This window comes from Mesorhizobium sp., from assembly GCF_041661565.1.
GTDB lineage: Bacteria > Pseudomonadota > Alphaproteobacteria > Rhizobiales > Rhizobiaceae > Mesorhizobium.
On record NZ_JBAZUD010000120.1, the window covers coordinates 1 to 16,330 of the forward strand.

Sequence of the window (16,330 nt, forward strand, 5' to 3'; positions counted from 1 at the left end):
TCACCTTGATCAGGCCCTGGTTGTCGACCATTGCCGGCGCAGGGAATGCCGCATGGTCGATCCTGGCGGTGATGCGAAAAGTGATGATGCGTTCATTCAGTTCGCCCGAACCGTCCAGGTCGGAGGCGGAAACCCGGAAATCGGAAACCGTTGCGGTGTCGTTCGGACCGGCCGAGTTGCTGATGACTGTACTCGGCAAGGGGCCGCCGGCCGCGTCGGTGCCGTCGCCGGCGACCTGGACGTTGACGATTTGGAGGCCATGCGGGAGCTGGTCCCTGAATTCCAGCTTCAAGGCCTTGAGCGTCGCGCCGAGGGTCGGGGCGGCAAGGCTCTGCGGATTGCCGCGCAGGCCGAAACTGAGGACGTACTCGACATAGTCGCAGCCGCGCTGGCCACCCTTCTTGGTGAAGAACGGCACAACGCGCCCGGGTTCCGGATTGATGATGCGGGGGTTGTCGAGCTGGAAGGGTTGCACATCCGGACTGGTGGCCTGGATGTCCTTGGTCGCCTGGATATTCTGGGCGGCGAAAGCCGGCGATGCGGGCGCGAGAGCGACCGCGATACCGGCCGCCATCAGCCAGCGCGCGCCGCGCCTGGCGTATGACAGGGGTTTCATGATCGTCTCCATGACGGTTGACTGCTTGTCGGTTCGGTTGTTTTCCGCGAGCGGGGAGAGTGCGAGATGTGTCATCTTCCCCTCCTCAACGTTCGCAGCTGACGGCTGGGGTGCGGAGCGGCAAGGTCATCTTGCAGCAAGGGTAGTAGCCACCCTTGTCCTTGTCGGACTTCCTGTAGAAGCAAAGCCCAACATCCACTCTGTCGCCCGGATAGTGGCCGGTGATATCGATCGTGTACGGCTTGCCCGGCGCATGCGACCGCGGAGTGGCTACCCCGACCCCTGGCGTCCTGGACTGGACCTTGATCGAATCGCCGCCGAAGCCGGCATGGTCATGGAGATAGAGATCCGCCTCGAGGCCGGAAGGCGTGCAGAAATACCTGATATCCTCGACATCGAGACACGGGGACAGGTTGCCGGGCGGTGGGAAGTCCGGCGGGTAGAAGGGTGGCAGGTAGCCGCCCGGGATTTCCTCATAGTAGCCGGCGCGGCCCTCGCAAGGGTGCCAGACGGCAACGTCGCCGACATGGCCTTCCACCTCGGGATCCTCGAAATAGCCGTCGAAGTCGACGAACCAGGAGCCGAAGGGCGGCACGTTGGCAGGCTTGACCAGGTCCCTGGACGTGATCTGCACGCCATGCACGGCGAGCGGCCCGCCGGCGGCGAGTTGCTCGGCGAGCGTCGGGTTGTCGCGCAATTTGTCGCCGGTGTTGACCAGCGTCTGGGTGCAGGCCGAGGTGTCGAGATTGCCCTCCGCGTCATAGCCATATTGCAGGTCGAGGCCGCCGGCTGACTGCCTGTTGCCTTGGGTGAAGCCGACCGCGTATTCCTGCGGCGCTTCCACCCAGATCGATTCCGTCTCCGGATCGTCAGGGTTCTCGCGGAAATAGCGGATGACCTCGCCCTTGCCGGAATCGGCGAACTGGCTGTAGTCGTAGCGGTTCTCGACGGGGCCGCGCTGCGCCAGGTACATGAAGCCGCTGTTGTCGAAGGCGATGTCGGTGACGGCGTAGTCCTTGTCGGCCTTGACCGTCAGTTCCCAGCGCGGGTCGCCGGCGAAGCCGCCGTCGCGGGCAATGCCCACCGACCAGATCTCCGACTTTTCGGCGACCGAATAATAGAGCCGGCCGCCATGATAGGACACGGCCCAGACGCGGCGCTCGTCCTGCGTGTAGCCCCAGCTTTCCGGGTCTTCGCTGTCGAAGGCGGCGCCCTGTATGTCCATCACCGAACCATCATCGGCGACCGGTGACACTCCATGGGCCGGGCGTCCGGCAACGCCATGGTCGAAGCTTTCGATCAGCCTGCCCTCGGCGTCGATGCGATGGATGAGGCCGGTATCGAGATCGGAGGCGAAGAACTGGCGGTGGCTGGGATCGAAGGTGAGATTGCCGATGCCGGGGCCGCTGTTGGTGTCGATGTCGGCGAATTTGGCGACCTGGCCGGTGATGCCGTCGATCTTCCAGATCGTGCCCGGGCCGCCGCCGTTCTCGGTGCCGAACTGGCCCTCCATGAAGGTGGCGCCCGATGTGCCGCGGCGCTGCCGTTCCGGCCTGCCGTCACTGTCGGCGTCGGGCGTGACGATGCGGATGCCATGCAGCGAGGTGGCGCCGGCGTAGAGATTGGGCACGCCCGACGGAACGCCGTCGCGCACGCCGTCATCATAGGTGACGCCGAAAACCTGGCCGATCTGGCCGGCCGTAACCTCGAAAGGCGGCGGCGTGGAGACGAGCTGGCCCGAGGCCGGCCCGCCGAGATGCGAGACGTCGAACACCCGCAAGGTGGCGTGCGCGGTGTCGATGAAGGTTTCGTCGACCGGATCGACGCCGGGCGGCAGGCCCTCATCCAAATTGGGAATAACCGTCCCGGGAAAGCCGGTGACCGCCATCGAGCCGGGATAGATGATCTGGGTGTCCTGTGCCTGGGCAGTACCGGCAAGCCACAGGCCGGCGGCAAGTGCGAGGGCCAGCAACCCGCTACCGGCATAAGCGGTGCGGCGCAAATGGCCACAGAGAGACGATGCGAACGAGCCGCGGATGCGAGACATGACCCTACCCCCGTAGTCGACGGGAGCAACGTCCGGCGTTGCCGCGCAAATCAGGGCAAGGCGCGGCGTTCCGGCTCGTTCTTCCCTGATCGAATTGTCTGCTTTCCTCACAGTCACGATACGCCTGCTCCGGCGCAGGGTCAACGGAAGCCGCGGGAAGCCCAGCGCGTCGACCCCGTCCCTGAAACGGTGATCACGCCGGGCTGCTGCTGCTCCCGGAGACGTAGTAGCCTCTGGGTTGCTGGTCATGGGGACTTCCTTTCCGGGCCGCACCACGCGGCGCCTGGATTTCAGTCGCGGGCGGAGGTGGAAAGGTTCATAAGCCTTGCGCGGAAGCTTGCGCCCGATGAAGCCTGTTCTTATATACGCGCCAAGCCGTTCGGAGCCGGAATGCTGGTAGCCGGAACGGATTTTCTTGTGAACAGGGGCTCTCGTCGGAACGCCTGTACGGGTCCTGAGAGCCTGCTTAGCGGAGAGACTAGAAAAATGGCAAAAGTAATCGGTATCGATCTCGGCACAACCAACTCCTGCATCGCCATCATGGACGGCAAGGAGCCGAAGGTGATCGAGAATGCGGAAGGCGCGCGCACGACGCCTTCCATCGTCGCCATCAGCGGCGATGGCGAGCGTCTCGTCGGACAGCCGGCCAAGCGCCAGGCAGTCACCAACCCTGAAAACACCATCTTCGCGGTCAAGCGCCTGATCGGCCGCCGCTATGACGATCCGGTCACGGAGAAGGACAAGAAGCTTGTCCCCTACAAGATCGTCAACGGCGACAATGGCGACGCCTGGGTCGAAGCCGGCGGCAAGAAGCAGTCGCCGTCGCAGATCTCGGCCATGATCCTGCAGAAGATGAAGGAGACGGCGGAAGCCTATCTCGGCGAGAAGGTCGACAAGGCGGTCATCACCGTTCCGGCCTATTTCAACGACGCCCAGCGCCAGGCCACCAAGGACGCCGGCAAGATCGCCGGCCTCGAGGTGCTGCGCATCATCAACGAGCCGACGGCCGCGGCACTCGCCTATGGCCTCGACAAGAAGGAAGGCAAGACCATCGCCGTCTATGACCTTGGCGGCGGCACGTTCGACATTTCGGTGCTCGAGATCGGCGACGGCGTGTTCGAGGTGAAGTCGACCAATGGCGACACCTTCCTCGGCGGCGAGGATTTCGACATGCGCCTGGTCGAATATCTGGCGGCCGAGTTCAAGAAGGAACAGGGCATCGACCTGAAGAACGACAAGCTTGCCCTGCAGCGCCTCAAGGAGGCGGCTGAAAAGGCCAAGATCGAGCTGTCGTCGACGACCCAGACCGAGATCAACCTGCCCTTCATCACCGCCGATGCGACCGGGCCGAAGCACCTGACGCTGAAGCTGACGCGGGCGAAGTTCGAGAGCCTTGTCGAGGATCTCGTCCAGCGCACCATCGACCCCTGCAAGGCCGCGCTCAAGGATGCCGGGCTGAAGGCTGGCGAGATCGACGAAGTGGTCCTGGTCGGCGGCATGACCCGCATGCCCAAGATCCAGGAGATCGTGAAGCAGTTCTTCGGCAAGGAGCCGCACAAGGGCGTCAACCCGGATGAGGTCGTCGCTCTCGGCGCCGCCATCCAGGCCGGCGTGCTGCAGGGCGATGTCAAGGACGTGCTGCTGCTCGACGTGACGCCGCTGTCGCTCGGCATCGAGACGCTGGGTGGTGTGTTCACGCGGCTGATCGAGCGCAACACGACGATCCCGACCAAGAAGAGCCAGGTGTTCTCGACCGCCGAGGATTCGCAGTCGGCCGTGACCATCCGGGTCTTCCAGGGCGAACGTGAAATGGCCGCCGACAACAAGGCGCTTGGCCAGTTCGACCTGGTCGGCATTCCGCCGGCTCCGCGTGGCGTGCCGCAGATCGAGGTCACCTTCGACATCGACGCCAACGGCATCGTCAACGTCTCGGCCAAGGACAAGGGCACCGGCAAGGAGCACCAGATCCGCATCCAGGCATCGGGTGGTCTTTCGGACGCCGACATCGAGAAGATGGTCAAGGATGCCGAGGCCAACGCCGAGACCGACAAGAAGCGGCGTGCGTTGGTCGAGGCCCGCAACCAGGCGGAAGCGCTGCTGCATTCCTCGGAGAAGTCGCTGAAGGACTATGGCGACAAGGTCTCGGACGCCGACCGCACGGCTATCGCCGACGCGATCGCGGCGTTGAAGACCGCCACCGAAGGCGATGACGCGGCCGTCATCGAGGCCAAGTCGCAGGCTCTCGCCGAAGCTTCGATGAAGCTCGGCCAGGCCATGTACGAGGCCTCGCAGAAGGAAGCGGCGGAAGCCGACGCCAAGGCGGACGCGGCCAAGGACAGCGACGTGGTCGACGCCGATTTCGAGGAAATCGACGAGGACGACGACAAGAAGAAGTCGGCCTGACCGGCTGACGGCAACATCATGCGAAAAGCCCGGCGCACAGCCGGGCTTTTTTGCAACCCCTTGCGAAAAAACACCGGACAATACCGAAAAAACGCGGGCAACCCCGCATTGATACTGGCATCCCGGTTTCATCACACCTAAATCGAAACGGCAACGCCGGCAAAAGACGCACACAATACTTCAAGGCGTTGGGCATCCGGACAGCGGGAAAAGATGAAAGCTGATTTCTACGAAACGCTGGGCGTCCAGAAAGGCGCGGACGAGAAGGAGCTGAAGAGCGCTTTTCGCAAGCTCGCCATGCAGTTCCATCCCGATCGCAATCCCGGCGACCATTCCTGCGAGCACAAGTTCAAGGAAATCAACGAAGCCTACGAGACGCTGAAGGACCCGCAGAAGCGCGCCGCCTATGACCGCTTCGGCCACGCCGCCTTCGAGCAGGGCGGCATGAATGGCGGTGCGCAGGGCTTCGGCGCCGGCGGTTTTGCCGACATCTTCGAGGACATTTTCGGCGACATGATGGGCGGGCGCCAGCGCCGCTCGACGGGCGGCCGCGAACGCGGCGCCGATCTGCGCTACAATATGGAAATCACGCTTGAGGAGGCGTTCGCCGGCAAGACCGCGCAGATCCGCGTGCCGGCTTCGATCTCCTGCTCGGAATGCTCGGGCACCGGCGCCAAGCCGGGCACCCAGCCGGCGACCTGCTCGATGTGCAACGGCCACGGCAAGGTGCGTGCCACGCAAGGCTTCTTCTCGATCGAGCGCACCTGCCCGCAATGCCAGGGGCGCGGCCAGACGATCAAGGATCCCTGCCCGAAATGCGCAGGCCAGGGCCGCGTCACCGAGGAGCGCTCGCTGTCGGTCAACATTCCGGCCGGCATCGAGGACGGCACCCGCATCCGGCTTGCCAATGAGGGCGAGGCCGGCCTGCGCGGCGGGCCGTCGGGCGACCTCTACATTTTCCTGGCGGTCAAGCCGCACGAGTTCTTCCAGCGCGACGGCGCCGACTTGTACTGCAAGGTGCCGATCTCCATGACGACAGCCGCTCTTGGCGGTTCCTTCGAGGTGACGACGCTGGACGGCACACAGAGCAAGGTGAAGGTGCCGGAAGGCACCCAGAACGGCCGGCAGTTCCGCCTCAAGGGCAAGGGCATGCCGGTGTTACGCCAGCCCAATATCGGCGACCTCTACATCCAGACCGCTGTGGAGACGCCGCAGAACCTTTCGCGCCGGCAGCGCGAATTGCTGGAGGAGTTCGAGCAGCTCTCCTCGCAGGACAATTCGCCCCAATCGAGCGGCTTCTTCACCCGCATGAAGGATTTTTTCGAGTCCTTCGGCGAGCGTTGATCGATGTCGAAATCCGCAGCGGGTTGCGGACATCGGCATTGCGGCTTTGCCTTGTGACGCCCTGATGTTAAGTAGCCTGCGGGGCGCAGCCGAGGAGAGCTTGCATGACACGTAGTCACGGACTGCGGAAGACGCTTGCGGAAAAGTTCGACGACGAACTCAAATTCTTCAAGGGCTGGATCGATAAGCCGAAGGCCGTCGGCTCGATCGTGCCGACCAGTTCGATCACCGCCCGCAAGATGGCCTCGATCGTCAATCCTAAATCCGGCCTGCCGGTGCTGGAGGTCGGTCCCGGCACCGGCGTCATCACCCGCGCGATCCTGGCGCAGGGCGTGCGGCCCGAGAACCTCTACGCAGTCGAATACTCGTCCGATTTCGTGCACCATCTGCGGCGGCTCTATCCCGGCGTCAATGTGATCGAGGGTGACGCCTTCAACCTCGACAAGACGCTCGGCGACAAGAGCGGGACGATGTTCGATTCCGTCGTCTCCGGCGTGCCGCTGCTCAATTTCCCGGTCGCCCAACGCATCGCCTACATTGAAAGCCTGCTCGACCGCATCCCGGCGGGACGACCGGTCGTGCAGCTGACCTATGGCCCGATGTCGCCGATCCCTGCCGGCCGCGGCAACTACACGGTCAAGCATTTCGATTTCATCTTCCGCAACATCCCGCCAACGCAGCTGTGGATCTACCGGCGCGACGCACATTAGGTCCTTGGCGCGGGACGGTTCGCCATCACTTGGCGTTGATTTGACCGAACCTTGGCTGTACCTGTCCGGCAACATGGGTGGCCAATGGTAATCCCCAGACTGCTTGTTTTCGCCGGCTCGAACCGGACGGGCGCCTATAGCGGCAGGACCGCCGACGTGGCGCAGAAGGAACTTGCCATGCAAGGCGCTGAGGTGACCCGCATCTCGCTCGCCGACTATCCGCTGCCGATCCTGGACGAGGATCTGGAGAGGGACAAAGGCGTTCCCGAAAACGCGCTGAAACTTGCCCGCCAGATAGCCGCCCATGACGGCATGCTGATCGCCACGCCGGAATATAACGGCTCCATCCCGCCGCTTTTGAAGAACACGATCGACTGGGTGAGCCGGGTGCGCCGGGATGGCGGCCGGGCCGTCAGGCCGCTTGCCGGCAAGGTGGCGGGCCTGTGCTCGTCTTCCAACGGACATTTTGCCGGCATCCGCTGCATCAACCATCTGCGTGCCGTGCTGGTGCGGTGCCAGATGGAGGTGGTGGCGCCGGAATGCTCCGTGCCAGACGGGGCCGAGGCCTTCGACGAAAGCGGAAATTTCCGCGACGAGAGACTTTTGAAATCGATGGAGCACCTATGCCGCACGCTGATCGAGACCTCGCGCATGCTATCGACCCGGACCGAGCCGTGACAGGCGCGGCCGTGCATCCGGCAACCATTCAGGAACGATTGATCGTCGGTCTCGACGTCCCCACCGTGAGGGAGGCCGAGCAGGTGGTGCGCGACCTCGACGGCGTCGTCTCCTTCTACAAGATCGGCTATCAGCTGGCCTTCGCCGGCGGACTGGACTTCGCCAGGGAGTTGGCCAGCGGCGGAACAAAGGTGTTCCTCGACATGAAGCTGCTCGACATCGACCACACCGTGGCCAGGGGCGTCGAGAACATCGTCAAGATGGGCGTGGCCATGCTGACCATCCACGCCTATCCGAAGGCGATGCAGGCGGCCGTTGAGGCGGCCAGGGGCAGCAGTCTTTGCCTGCTCGCGGTCAGCGTGCTGACTTCGATGGACGAGCAGGACATGATCGATGTCGGCTACGAGTATGATCCGCACACGCTGGTGCTGCGGCGCTCGGAACAGGCCCTGCATGCCGGGATGGGCGGCATCGTCTGCTCGGCCGCGGAAGCGGAAGCGGTCCGCCGGATCGTCGGACCCGACATGGCGGTGGTGACGCCCGGGATCCGGCCGGCCGGCAGCGATCATGGCGACCAGAAGCGCGTGATGACGCCGGCACAGGCGATCCGCGGCGGCGCCAGCCATCTCGTCGTTGCGCGGCCGATCATCGGTGCCGCCGACCGCCGCGCCGCTACCCAAGAAATCCTTGACGAAATGCGCTCTGCCTGACGTTTCACGAACAATTTCGGAGAAAAGAGATGCCCAAAGGATACTGGATTGCCCGTGTCGATGTGCGCGACGCCGAAGGCTACAAGGATTATGTCGCCGCCTCGAAGCTGGCCTTCGACCGCTTTGGCGCGAAGTTCCTGGCGCGCGGTGGTGCGCATGAGCTTGCCGAGGGTGCCGGGCGCGCGCGCAACGTCGTCATCGAGTTCGAATCGCTCGCGGTCGCGCATGACTGCTACCACTCGCCGGAATATCAGCGCGCGGTCGCCATCCGCCAGAAGGTCGCCGATGGCGAGATCGTGCTGGTCGAGGGAGTCTAGAAGAGCCGCGTCGCAGCCGTCTCGGCCATCGCGTCGGCAAGCTCCAGGTCCCATTGCGACCGGCAGTAAGCTCGAAAATCGAAGCAGGGCAGGCCGGGGCAGACCTCGAACTCGATGAGGTGGACGGTGTCGTCGGCCTCGACCCTGAGATCGATGGAAAACACATCGCGCAGGCCAAGCCCTTCCATCAGCCGGGCGGCGATGGCGCGAATCCTGGCATCTGCGACCGGCTGGCTTTCGGACACGGCAACGAGTTCCGGCTCGGCATAATTCCCCGCCGCCTTCGCCGCTTCGCCGGTTTCACCATAGAGCGCCAGGCTGTCGGCCATGGTCTGGAAATCGGCGCCCGAATCGACAAAGGCCACGCCAAGCGCCTCGACCCCGGCCCCAGGCGCAACGCCCAGGAAGCTGGCGCGCACGTTGCGGCCGGCGACGTAGGGCTGGACGACGACATCATCGCCATAGGCCAAGAAGACGCGCCGGCTGAGTTCCAGCGCGTGGCCGAGATCAAGGCTGCGCGAATCCGGCCAGATGCCGATCTTGGCGCCGAGCCGGTTGGGCTTGACGAACCAGCCGGCGGCGGATGCTGGGGGTTCGACCAGCCATTTGCCATTTCGCGCAAGGCCGGCGGGCGGCACCGGCAGGCCGAGAGCGCCAAGCACGGCGCCGGAGCGAAACTTGTCCTGGCAGAGCGCGAACAGCGAATCGTCGGCGCCGATGGTCTTGAACCCGCCCAGCCTAGCCAGCGCGGGGGCCGCGCCGCCCCGGAAATAGGCGATGCCGTCGGTCAGGGTCCAGACCAGCGCCGTGCCTGGATGCTCGCCGGCAAGCACGCTGGCGGCGGCGTCCAGTTCAACCGGCGCAAACGACAGGCCGCGCTTCAGGCAGGCGTCGGCCAGCGCGTCAAAGTCTGGAGCAATATCGGTCGACTGCGCCAAATAGGAAGCGATCTCGGCGGCGCGCTCCCGCGTGTGACCGTCGCCGACCAGACGGTCGAAGCAGGCCTTTTCCGGCTCATGGACAAGGATCAGCTTCGGTCTTTCGCGCGTCATCGGCAAATGTTCCAGGAGGATTTATCGCCTACCATCGCATGGCGGGCGATAGAGGCTGCCGCGAAACCGACACCGGTTGGACGCCCGCGTGACAGCGCCGGCCTCTGACCGAGACCAGACAGGCGAACATTGCTCAGGCGATCAGCACGCGGGGCTCGAAGCGGCCGTTGACGGGGATATCGAGCAGGAAGGTCATGCCGCCCTGCAGGTCCTGCAGGCGCTGCTTCTCGCTCTTTCCCGACCATGCGGAGGTGACCGCCAGCCGGTCGGCGTTCTTGCCGACAAAGGCCGGACAGGACGGCTGCGTCACCGGCATCGCCACGGTGCGCACCAGTTTGCCGTCAGGGCCGTAGGCTTCGACGACGCTGCCGCCCCAGCAGGCATTCCACAGGATGCCGTCGCGGTCGAGAACCGAACCGTCGATATAGCCCTTGGCCGAACGGTGATCGACGAAGATCCTCGGCTCTCCGGTGGGCAGGCCGGTCGCCGGGTCGCAGTCGACGCGCATCAGCAGCCCGGTCGACGTGTCGGTGTAATGGGCGAGCGCGCCATCCTGCGAAAAGCAGATCGAGTTCGACACGGTGATGTCCGCGAACAGCTTGCGCAATTCGCCTTTGAAGAACCAGTAGATCGCGCCGGCGCCTCTTTCCTCCTTCTTGCCCATGGTGCCGGTCCACAGGGCACCGCAGGGATGGACGCGCGAGTCGTTGGAGCGGGTGACCGGATTGTCGGCCTCGATCGGCGTGTGCAGCGTCATCTTGCCTGACGCGACGTCGCGGACAAACAGCCCGGTCTCGGCGGCGATCAGCTGGCGCCGGTCGTCGATGATGGCAATGGCGCTGGCCATTCGGCCAAGCTCGTGGGCGGTGGTCGCGCCGCCCGACAGCCGTTTTTCCAGAAGCAGTCCGTTGACGATGTCGAACCAGTAGAGCGTATCGGTGGCGGGATCGTAGCTCGGCCCCTCGCCGAGCTGGCAGACATGGTCGGAAAAGACGGAAACGATCGCTTCGCTCATCATGCTTCTCCGAACACCACATCCCAGGCCGCGACCGCCGCCTGGGCTCGCGCCGCCACCTCGTCGACGGCCATGCCCGGCTTGAACAGGCTGGAGCCGAGACCGAAGACCGTCACGCCAACTGCCTTGTAGCCGGCAAAGTCCTTCTCCGAAACGCCGCCGACCGCACCGACCAGCGTGTGCTGCGGCAGCACCGCGCGGATCGCGGAAATGCCGGGGGCGCCGAGCACGCTCGCCGGGAAGAATTTCAATGCCGACGCGCCGAGCCGTATCGCCTGGAAGGCCTCGGTCGGCGTGAACACGCCCGGCATCGTCACCATGCCGTGATGCATGGCGCGCGCCATCACCTCGGCATCGATGTTGGGGCTGACCAGCAGCCGTCCGCCGGCCTCGTGCAAGCCATCGACATCGGCTGCCGTCAGCACCGTGCCGGCACCGACCAGGGCTGTTTTCGGCAGCACCTGGACAATCCTGGCGATCGACGAGAATGGCTGGGGCGAGTTGAGCGGCACTTCGATCGCTTCGATGCCGGCGTCGAACAGCGCCTCCCCCATGGCCATCGCCTCGGTGGCTTTAAGGCCGCGCAGGATGGCGACCAGCCCGCGCTTGAGCTTCGGAAAGGGCGCGGTCTGATTCATGGGGCTGCTCCGGTCCTGGCGATCATGCCGTTTTCGCGCGCGGCTTCGACGAGACCGGCGCGCACCGCTTCGTCGGCGTCGACAGCGCGCACGTCGAGCCCGGCAAGGCCAAGCGCGGCCTGGTACAGCAGGGCGAGCGCACCCGACGCGATCAGCACCACGGACGCCGCCCCCTCGCCATGGCGGCGCCGGGCCGAGGCGATCTCGCCTCCGATCAGCAGGCCGGACAGGCAGGCAGCCGCATCGTCGGCCTTCAAGTCCTGAAGCAGGCCGGCGGCGCGAATCGAAAACAACCGCGATGTGACATCGCCGCCCTCGGCCAATGCGGTTTCGCACCAGCGGCGGAAAAACGGATTGTCGGCGGCGACCGGCTTGGGATGTTCGCCGAGCGAATGGCGCAGGATCGAGTGCGCGGCAAGCACGGAAAACAGCTCGCCGGTCGGCCAGGTGCCGAAGCCGGTGACGGCGCCGTCCTCGACCTGCACCCATTTCGAATGCGTGCCGGGCATGCAGACCAGCTGGCATCCCGCGGCCGGCAGGCCGGCGCCGGCCAGCTGCGTTTCCTCGCCGCGTATGACATCGGGGGCATCGGCGAGGCGCTGGGCCAGGCCTGGAATGATGCGGATGTCGCGGCGCTGGCCTGGCACCGGGGCGGCGCCCGCCAGGATGGCGCGAAGCGGCGCCGGGACCGTGACATAGGGCGCCTCAAGCCAGCCCTGGCGCGAACCGGCCATGCCGCAGATGATGACCGGCAGCGTTTCGGGCGCGGCGAGCGCGGCCAGATGAGCCTCGAGAATAACGGAAAAGCCCTTCTGCTGCGCGGTGATCAGGCCATCATCGCCACGGCGCTCGGCCAGAACCTTGCCGTCTCTGTCGATCAGCCAGACTCGCATGCGGGTCGTGCCCCAGTCGACGGCCGCGACCGCTGGCGCACTGCCGGCAAACCCTGGGCTCACAGGAAACCTCCGTCGACGATCAGCATCTGCGCGGTCAGCATGCGCGAAGCGTCCGAGGCCAGGAACAGCACGGTGCCGACGATATCGTCCGGCTGCATCACCTGCTTGATGCACTGCTTGGCGACATGGGCGGCGAGCGACTGTTCGGTCACCCAGAGCTCCCTCTGGCGATCGGTGATCACCCAGCCGGGCGCGATGGCGTTGACGCGGATGCCGTCGACGCCGAGCTTTCCGGCCAGCCCCTTGGTCAGGCCGAGGATGCCCGCCTTGGCGGCGGTGTAGGCCGGCATGTCGGGATGGTTGATCAGGTAGGATGTCGAGGTGAAGTTGATGATCGAGCCGCCGCCGGCCCGCTTCATTCCCGGCGCCACCGCTTGCGCGGTGAAGAAATGCGGCCGCAGATTGATGGCCAGGCTGTTGTCCCAGAATTCCACCGTCACATCCTCGACGGTGTGGCGATCGTCAATGGCGGCGTTGTTGATGAGCACGGTGACGTCGCCATGCGCCTGCGCCGCCTGGGCCGCCGACCGCCGCAAGGCCTCGACATCGCGCAGATCGGTCTTCAGGTACAGAGGCCGCCGTCCGAACTCTTTCTCGATGCGGTCGGCAAGGACCATGCTTGGCCCGTCGGAGATGTCGATGAAGGCGACATTGGCGCCCTGGCGCACGAACCCCTCGGTCAGGGCCGCGCCAATTCCGGAGCCGCCGCCGGTGATCAGCACCGAGGCCCCTTCGAGGTCGGCAAAATGCGCCGATGGCATCATGTCTATTCTCCGCGCTTGACCGGCGCGCATCCTAGCCAGGGACGTCGCGCGGGCAAGGGTGAAAACTCGGACTTGGCTGCTTATGTCAGGCAAAACGACAATGCGCCGCGCTCGACCCGCGTCCCTGGCGTCGTCGATCTTGTGGAACGGCCCAGGCTTGCCGGTCAGACCGAGCTGGCGTGCGAGCCGCCGCGGAAGGTGTCGCGGAGATAGTCAAGCGTGGCGTCGGCGTCGACTGGCTTGCCGAACAGATAGCCTTGCCCGCCGGCGCAGCCGAACTGGATGAGGCGGGCGGCCTGCGCCTCCAGTTCGATGCCTTCGGCGACCACGTCCATGCCGAGCCCCTCGCACATGGCGAGAATGGCGCGGATGATGTGCTCCGACGGACGGTCGTCGAGGATCGACGAGACAAAGGTGCGATCGATCTTGAGCTTGTCGAAATGGAACTCGCGCAAGCGGCCGAGCGAGGACTGGCCGGTGCCGAAATCGTCGAGTGCGACACGGATGCCGACGCGGCGCAGGTCCTCCACCGTCTTCTCGGCCAAGGCGGGGTCGTTCATCAGGCCGGTCTCGGTGATCTCGATCTCGAGCCGGCGCGGATCGAAGCCGGTGCGATCGAGGATCGCCAGTATGTGCGGCCCGGTGTTCTGGTCGACCAGCTGCGAGGGCGACAGGTTGAAGGACAGGAACAGGTCCGTCGGCCAGCTTCTGGCCGCTTCGGTGGCCTTGCGCAGCACAAGCTGCGACAGCTGGCCGATGATGCCGCGCTCCTCGGCGATGGGAATGAAGACCGTCGGGGTCACCGAACCCAAGTCCGGATCGGCCCAGCGCGCCAGCGCCTCGAAGCCGACGGCGCGGCGCGTGTGGAGATCGACGATGGGCTGGAAATGCGGTTCCACATCGCCGGCGGAGACGGCACGGCGTAGCGCCTGCTCGATGCGGGTGGCGCGCTTGGCCGCTTCCTCCATCTCGCGCGTGTAGACGACGACGCGGCCACGGCCCGAACGCTTGGCGTGGTAGAGCGCAGTTTCGGCCTTGTCGATCAGGATCTCGGTGGTCTCGTCGCCCGAACAGAACAGCGAGCAGCCGACCGAGGCGGAGAGCCTGGCGGTGCGTTCGCCGACGTCGTAGGGGGCCGACAGAATCTCGGTCAACATGCGGGATTGTCCGGCCGCCGCCTCCTCGCTGAACACCATCGGATAGAGAAAGGCGAATTCATCGGCGCCGATACGGCAAACCGTGGAGTAGCCGTCCATCGAGGCGCGCAACCGCATCGCGACCTGGACCAGGATATCGTCGCCGGCCTTGTGGCCGAACAGATCGTTGATCGGCTTGAAGCCGTCGAGGTCGAGGATGCCGACGGTGAAGGGCGCGGGATCGTCGGCACGGTCGCTGATCAGGCGCTCGACCTTGTCGAAGAAGCGGCGATGATTGCCAAGGCCGGTCAACGGATCGGTAAAGGCCAGATCCGTCCTTTCCCTGCCTGCCTGACCGGTGCCAAACATTGTTTGCATCGGTGTCCCTGTTCTACGACGTCGAAATTTATGCCCACACTGTCAGCAAACCGTTTAGGAAACGTATCCCGAGTGCGTTTCCGGTGACGAGAACGCACGTGTTCGGCGCTGCCGTCGCGTGCGGCAGGCCCTTGTTTTCGTGAGGTTCTCAGCCGCTGGTCCGGACACGATAGAGCTCGATCGGAGCCCCTCGGGTTTCAGCGACCGGCTCCAGCCATTCCGGCACATTGTCGCGCATCAGGCCGGCCAGAAAACCTTCTGGCGCCGTGAAGCCAAGGAGCTGGCTTTCCGGATTACCGCGGCAAACCGCGACGAGACCAACATGATGATCGCGAATGATTGCGCCCGCTTGCGCATCGGAGCCGAGGAAGGCATCGAGTGCGAGCAGATTTCCGGCGACATTGCGATGGTAGGGACCGGCGAAAACGCGATGTCCTGAATACACCAGGATCGGCGCTCCCAGATTGGAGACGGCGAGAACCGTGGTGCCTGGCATGTGCCCGAGCGCCGCGAACGTGGCCTTGGCTTGGCAGGACGGATCGATCCCGGTGGCCTGGCTGACTTTCGTGCCGCGTTCGAGCGCCGCCGACGCCGCCTCGGCGGCACCCGACCACGCCGCGTTGACCGAGATCAGCCAAGCCGCCGCCATGCGCAGCACGGAGCCGCGCGACGGGCTGGCTTCGGCACGCCTGCGCCATTTGGCGATCCAGGCCGAAAGCGGAATGACGGCCAATGTGATCGAGAATGTGGAGCCGCGCACCTGCCAGGCGCTCACCAGGAACGCCACGGCCAGCAGCACGGCGACAAGGCTGTCCTGGCGGCGCCAGCCGCCACGGCCGAGCCGCAACGCCATCAGCACGATCGCCACAAGCGGCGTGGCATAGCGCGCCGCCATCTCGGCGGGATCCTGGACGGCAAGCTGGAACAGCGACTGCGCCTCGTCGATATGGTCGAGCCACAAAGTCTTCAGGCGCTGATCGAGCCCGGCATAGGGTGAGGCCAGGCATTGCGGAAACAGAGCGAGGAGAACCGCGCCGAGCGCCAAGCCGAGCAGGGCAAGCGACAGCAGGCGTCGGCCCCGCGTGCCGCTGGCCGCCCGGCTGGAAGCAATCACGGCCAGGCCGGTTCCGGCAAGGCCGGCCACGACGAACTGCACAGCCGAGAACGCGTCGCATTGTCCCTGGCCCCAGGCCAACGGTTGAATGGTGGTGACGAACACGAGCGCTGAAACACCGGCAAAGCCGAAGCCGAAATCCCTGGCTATCAGCCTCTCGGCGTTGCAGTCGAAAGCAAACAGCATCGCCACGCAGGCACCGATGGCGGCGACATAGGGGGCTGTCTCCATGCCGACGGCCAGGGTCAGCGCGGCGCACAGGCCAGACAGCAATGCCGCGGGCCTGTTAACCGGCGCTTCGAGCAGCAGGCTCAGGCTGGCGACGGTCAGCATCAGCTGGACATTGTGGTGATCGAGCGCACCGGGCGCGAAAATGCCGAGGTAATACAGCGCCGCCGCACCGATGACGACGGTCGGCAGCACGGCGTCCTTGCCGGCGAAGCTGCGTACGG

The 16,330-nt window shown here is 65.2% G+C and carries 14 protein-coding genes and 1 pseudogene; 6 read left to right on the plus strand and 9 right to left on the minus strand.

Annotation, left to right across the window (positions count from 1 at the left end; genetic code table 11):
- Together WC739_RS19075 and WC739_RS19080 are read right to left on the minus strand one after the other, a co-directional pair.
- Positions 1-691 (minus strand): annotated as a pseudogene (locus WC739_RS19075) (hypothetical protein); the annotation flags it as partial.
- Positions 692-701: 10 nt separating this feature from the next.
- Positions 702-2,663, minus strand: coding sequence for a hypothetical protein (locus tag WC739_RS19080; RefSeq protein WP_372954584.1), 1,962 nt, complete (start codon positions 2,661-2,663; stop codon positions 702-704).
- A gap of 486 nt (positions 2,664-3,149) precedes the next feature.
- Between WC739_RS19080 and dnaK the strand changes: the two genes are divergently transcribed.
- From dnaK to WC739_RS19110, 6 genes are all read left to right on the plus strand, one after another.
- On the plus strand, positions 3,150-5,066 hold the full coding sequence (gene dnaK, locus WC739_RS19085; RefSeq protein WP_372954585.1) for a molecular chaperone DnaK: 1,917 nt from the start codon (positions 3,150-3,152) through the stop codon (positions 5,064-5,066).
- A 213-nt stretch (positions 5,067-5,279) separates the two neighbouring features.
- Positions 5,280-6,410, plus strand: a complete 1,131-nt coding sequence (dnaJ, locus tag WC739_RS19090) for a molecular chaperone DnaJ (RefSeq protein WP_372954586.1) — start codon at positions 5,280-5,282, stop codon at positions 6,408-6,410.
- A 104-nt stretch (positions 6,411-6,514) separates the two neighbouring features.
- Positions 6,515-7,120 carry a phospholipid N-methyltransferase PmtA gene (pmtA, locus tag WC739_RS19095; protein WP_372954587.1) on the plus strand — a complete coding sequence of 202 codons (606 nt, stop codon included), beginning with the start codon at positions 6,515-6,517 and terminating at the stop codon, positions 7,118-7,120.
- Between the two features lie 84 nt (positions 7,121-7,204).
- On the plus strand, positions 7,205-7,798 hold the full coding sequence (locus WC739_RS19100) for an NADPH-dependent FMN reductase (protein ID WP_372954588.1): 594 nt from the start codon (positions 7,205-7,207) through the stop codon (positions 7,796-7,798).
- Positions 7,795-8,508, plus strand: coding sequence for an orotidine-5'-phosphate decarboxylase (gene pyrF / locus WC739_RS19105; protein WP_372954589.1), 714 nt, complete (start codon positions 7,795-7,797; stop codon positions 8,506-8,508). Before WC739_RS19100 ends, pyrF begins: the two co-directional genes overlap by 4 nt.
- A gap of 29 nt (positions 8,509-8,537) precedes the next feature.
- The gene (locus WC739_RS19110; RefSeq protein WP_372954590.1) at positions 8,538-8,825 is read left to right on the plus strand and encodes a DUF1330 domain-containing protein; all 288 of its coding nucleotides are present in this window, start codon (positions 8,538-8,540) and stop codon (positions 8,823-8,825) included.
- On the opposite strand, the gene WC739_RS19115 is transcribed toward WC739_RS19110, so the two are convergent.
- From WC739_RS19115 to WC739_RS19145, 7 genes are all read right to left on the minus strand, one after another.
- Positions 8,822-9,877, minus strand: coding sequence for a D-alanine:D-lactate ligase-like protein (locus WC739_RS19115; protein WP_372954591.1), 1,056 nt, complete (start codon positions 9,875-9,877; stop codon positions 8,822-8,824). The two genes, WC739_RS19110 and WC739_RS19115, sit on opposite strands and share 4 nt — an antisense overlap.
- 133 nt (positions 9,878-10,010) lie before the next feature.
- Positions 10,011-10,892, minus strand: coding sequence for an SMP-30/gluconolactonase/LRE family protein (locus WC739_RS19120; protein WP_372954592.1), 882 nt, complete (start codon positions 10,890-10,892; stop codon positions 10,011-10,013).
- The gene (locus WC739_RS19125) at positions 10,892-11,530 is read right to left on the minus strand and encodes a 2-dehydro-3-deoxy-6-phosphogalactonate aldolase (RefSeq protein WP_372954593.1); all 639 of its coding nucleotides are present in this window, start codon (positions 11,528-11,530) and stop codon (positions 10,892-10,894) included. The genes WC739_RS19120 and WC739_RS19125 overlap by 1 nt, the downstream gene beginning before the upstream one ends.
- The gene (locus tag WC739_RS19130; RefSeq protein WP_372954594.1) at positions 11,527-12,486 is read right to left on the minus strand and encodes a 2-dehydro-3-deoxygalactonokinase; all 960 of its coding nucleotides are present in this window, start codon (positions 12,484-12,486) and stop codon (positions 11,527-11,529) included. Before WC739_RS19130 ends, WC739_RS19125 begins: the two co-directional genes overlap by 4 nt.
- Positions 12,483-13,250, minus strand: a complete 768-nt coding sequence (locus WC739_RS19135) for an SDR family NAD(P)-dependent oxidoreductase (protein WP_372954595.1) — start codon at positions 13,248-13,250, stop codon at positions 12,483-12,485. Before WC739_RS19135 ends, WC739_RS19130 begins: the two co-directional genes overlap by 4 nt.
- Positions 13,251-13,414: 164 nt before the next feature.
- On the minus strand, positions 13,415-14,764 hold the full coding sequence (locus tag WC739_RS19140; protein ID WP_372954596.1) for a putative bifunctional diguanylate cyclase/phosphodiesterase: 1,350 nt from the start codon (positions 14,762-14,764) through the stop codon (positions 13,415-13,417).
- Between the two features lie 148 nt (positions 14,765-14,912).
- The coding region (locus WC739_RS19145; RefSeq protein ID WP_372954597.1) for a GtrA family protein at positions 14,913-16,330 on the minus strand (1,418 nt) is incomplete at its 5' end.

Excerpts from the sequence above, each read along its gene's own strand:
- WC739_RS19080 (WP_372954584.1), bottom strand. The coding sequence starts at position 2,663 with ATGTCTCGCATCCGCGGCTCGTTCGCATCGTCTCTCTGTGGCCATTTG.
- dnaK (WP_372954585.1), top strand. The coding sequence starts at position 3,150 with ATGGCAAAAGTAATCGGTATCGATCTCGGCACAACCAACTCCTGCATC.
- dnaJ (WP_372954586.1), top strand. The coding sequence starts at position 5,280 with ATGAAAGCTGATTTCTACGAAACGCTGGGCGTCCAGAAAGGCGCGGAC.
- pmtA (WP_372954587.1), top strand. The coding sequence starts at position 6,515 with ATGACACGTAGTCACGGACTGCGGAAGACGCTTGCGGAAAAGTTCGAC.
- WC739_RS19100 (WP_372954588.1), top strand. The coding sequence starts at position 7,205 with ATGGTAATCCCCAGACTGCTTGTTTTCGCCGGCTCGAACCGGACGGGC.
- WC739_RS19110 (WP_372954590.1), top strand. The coding sequence starts at position 8,538 with ATGCCCAAAGGATACTGGATTGCCCGTGTCGATGTGCGCGACGCCGAA.
- WC739_RS19115 (WP_372954591.1), bottom strand. The coding sequence starts at position 9,877 with ATGACGCGCGAAAGACCGAAGCTGATCCTTGTCCATGAGCCGGAAAAG.
- WC739_RS19120 (WP_372954592.1), bottom strand. The coding sequence starts at position 10,892 with ATGAGCGAAGCGATCGTTTCCGTCTTTTCCGACCATGTCTGCCAGCTC.
- WC739_RS19125 (WP_372954593.1), bottom strand. The coding sequence starts at position 11,530 with ATGAATCAGACCGCGCCCTTTCCGAAGCTCAAGCGCGGGCTGGTCGCC.
- WC739_RS19135 (WP_372954595.1), bottom strand. The coding sequence starts at position 13,250 with ATGATGCCATCGGCGCATTTTGCCGACCTCGAAGGGGCCTCGGTGCTG.
- WC739_RS19140 (WP_372954596.1), bottom strand. The coding sequence starts at position 14,764 with ATGCAAACAATGTTTGGCACCGGTCAGGCAGGCAGGGAAAGGACGGAT.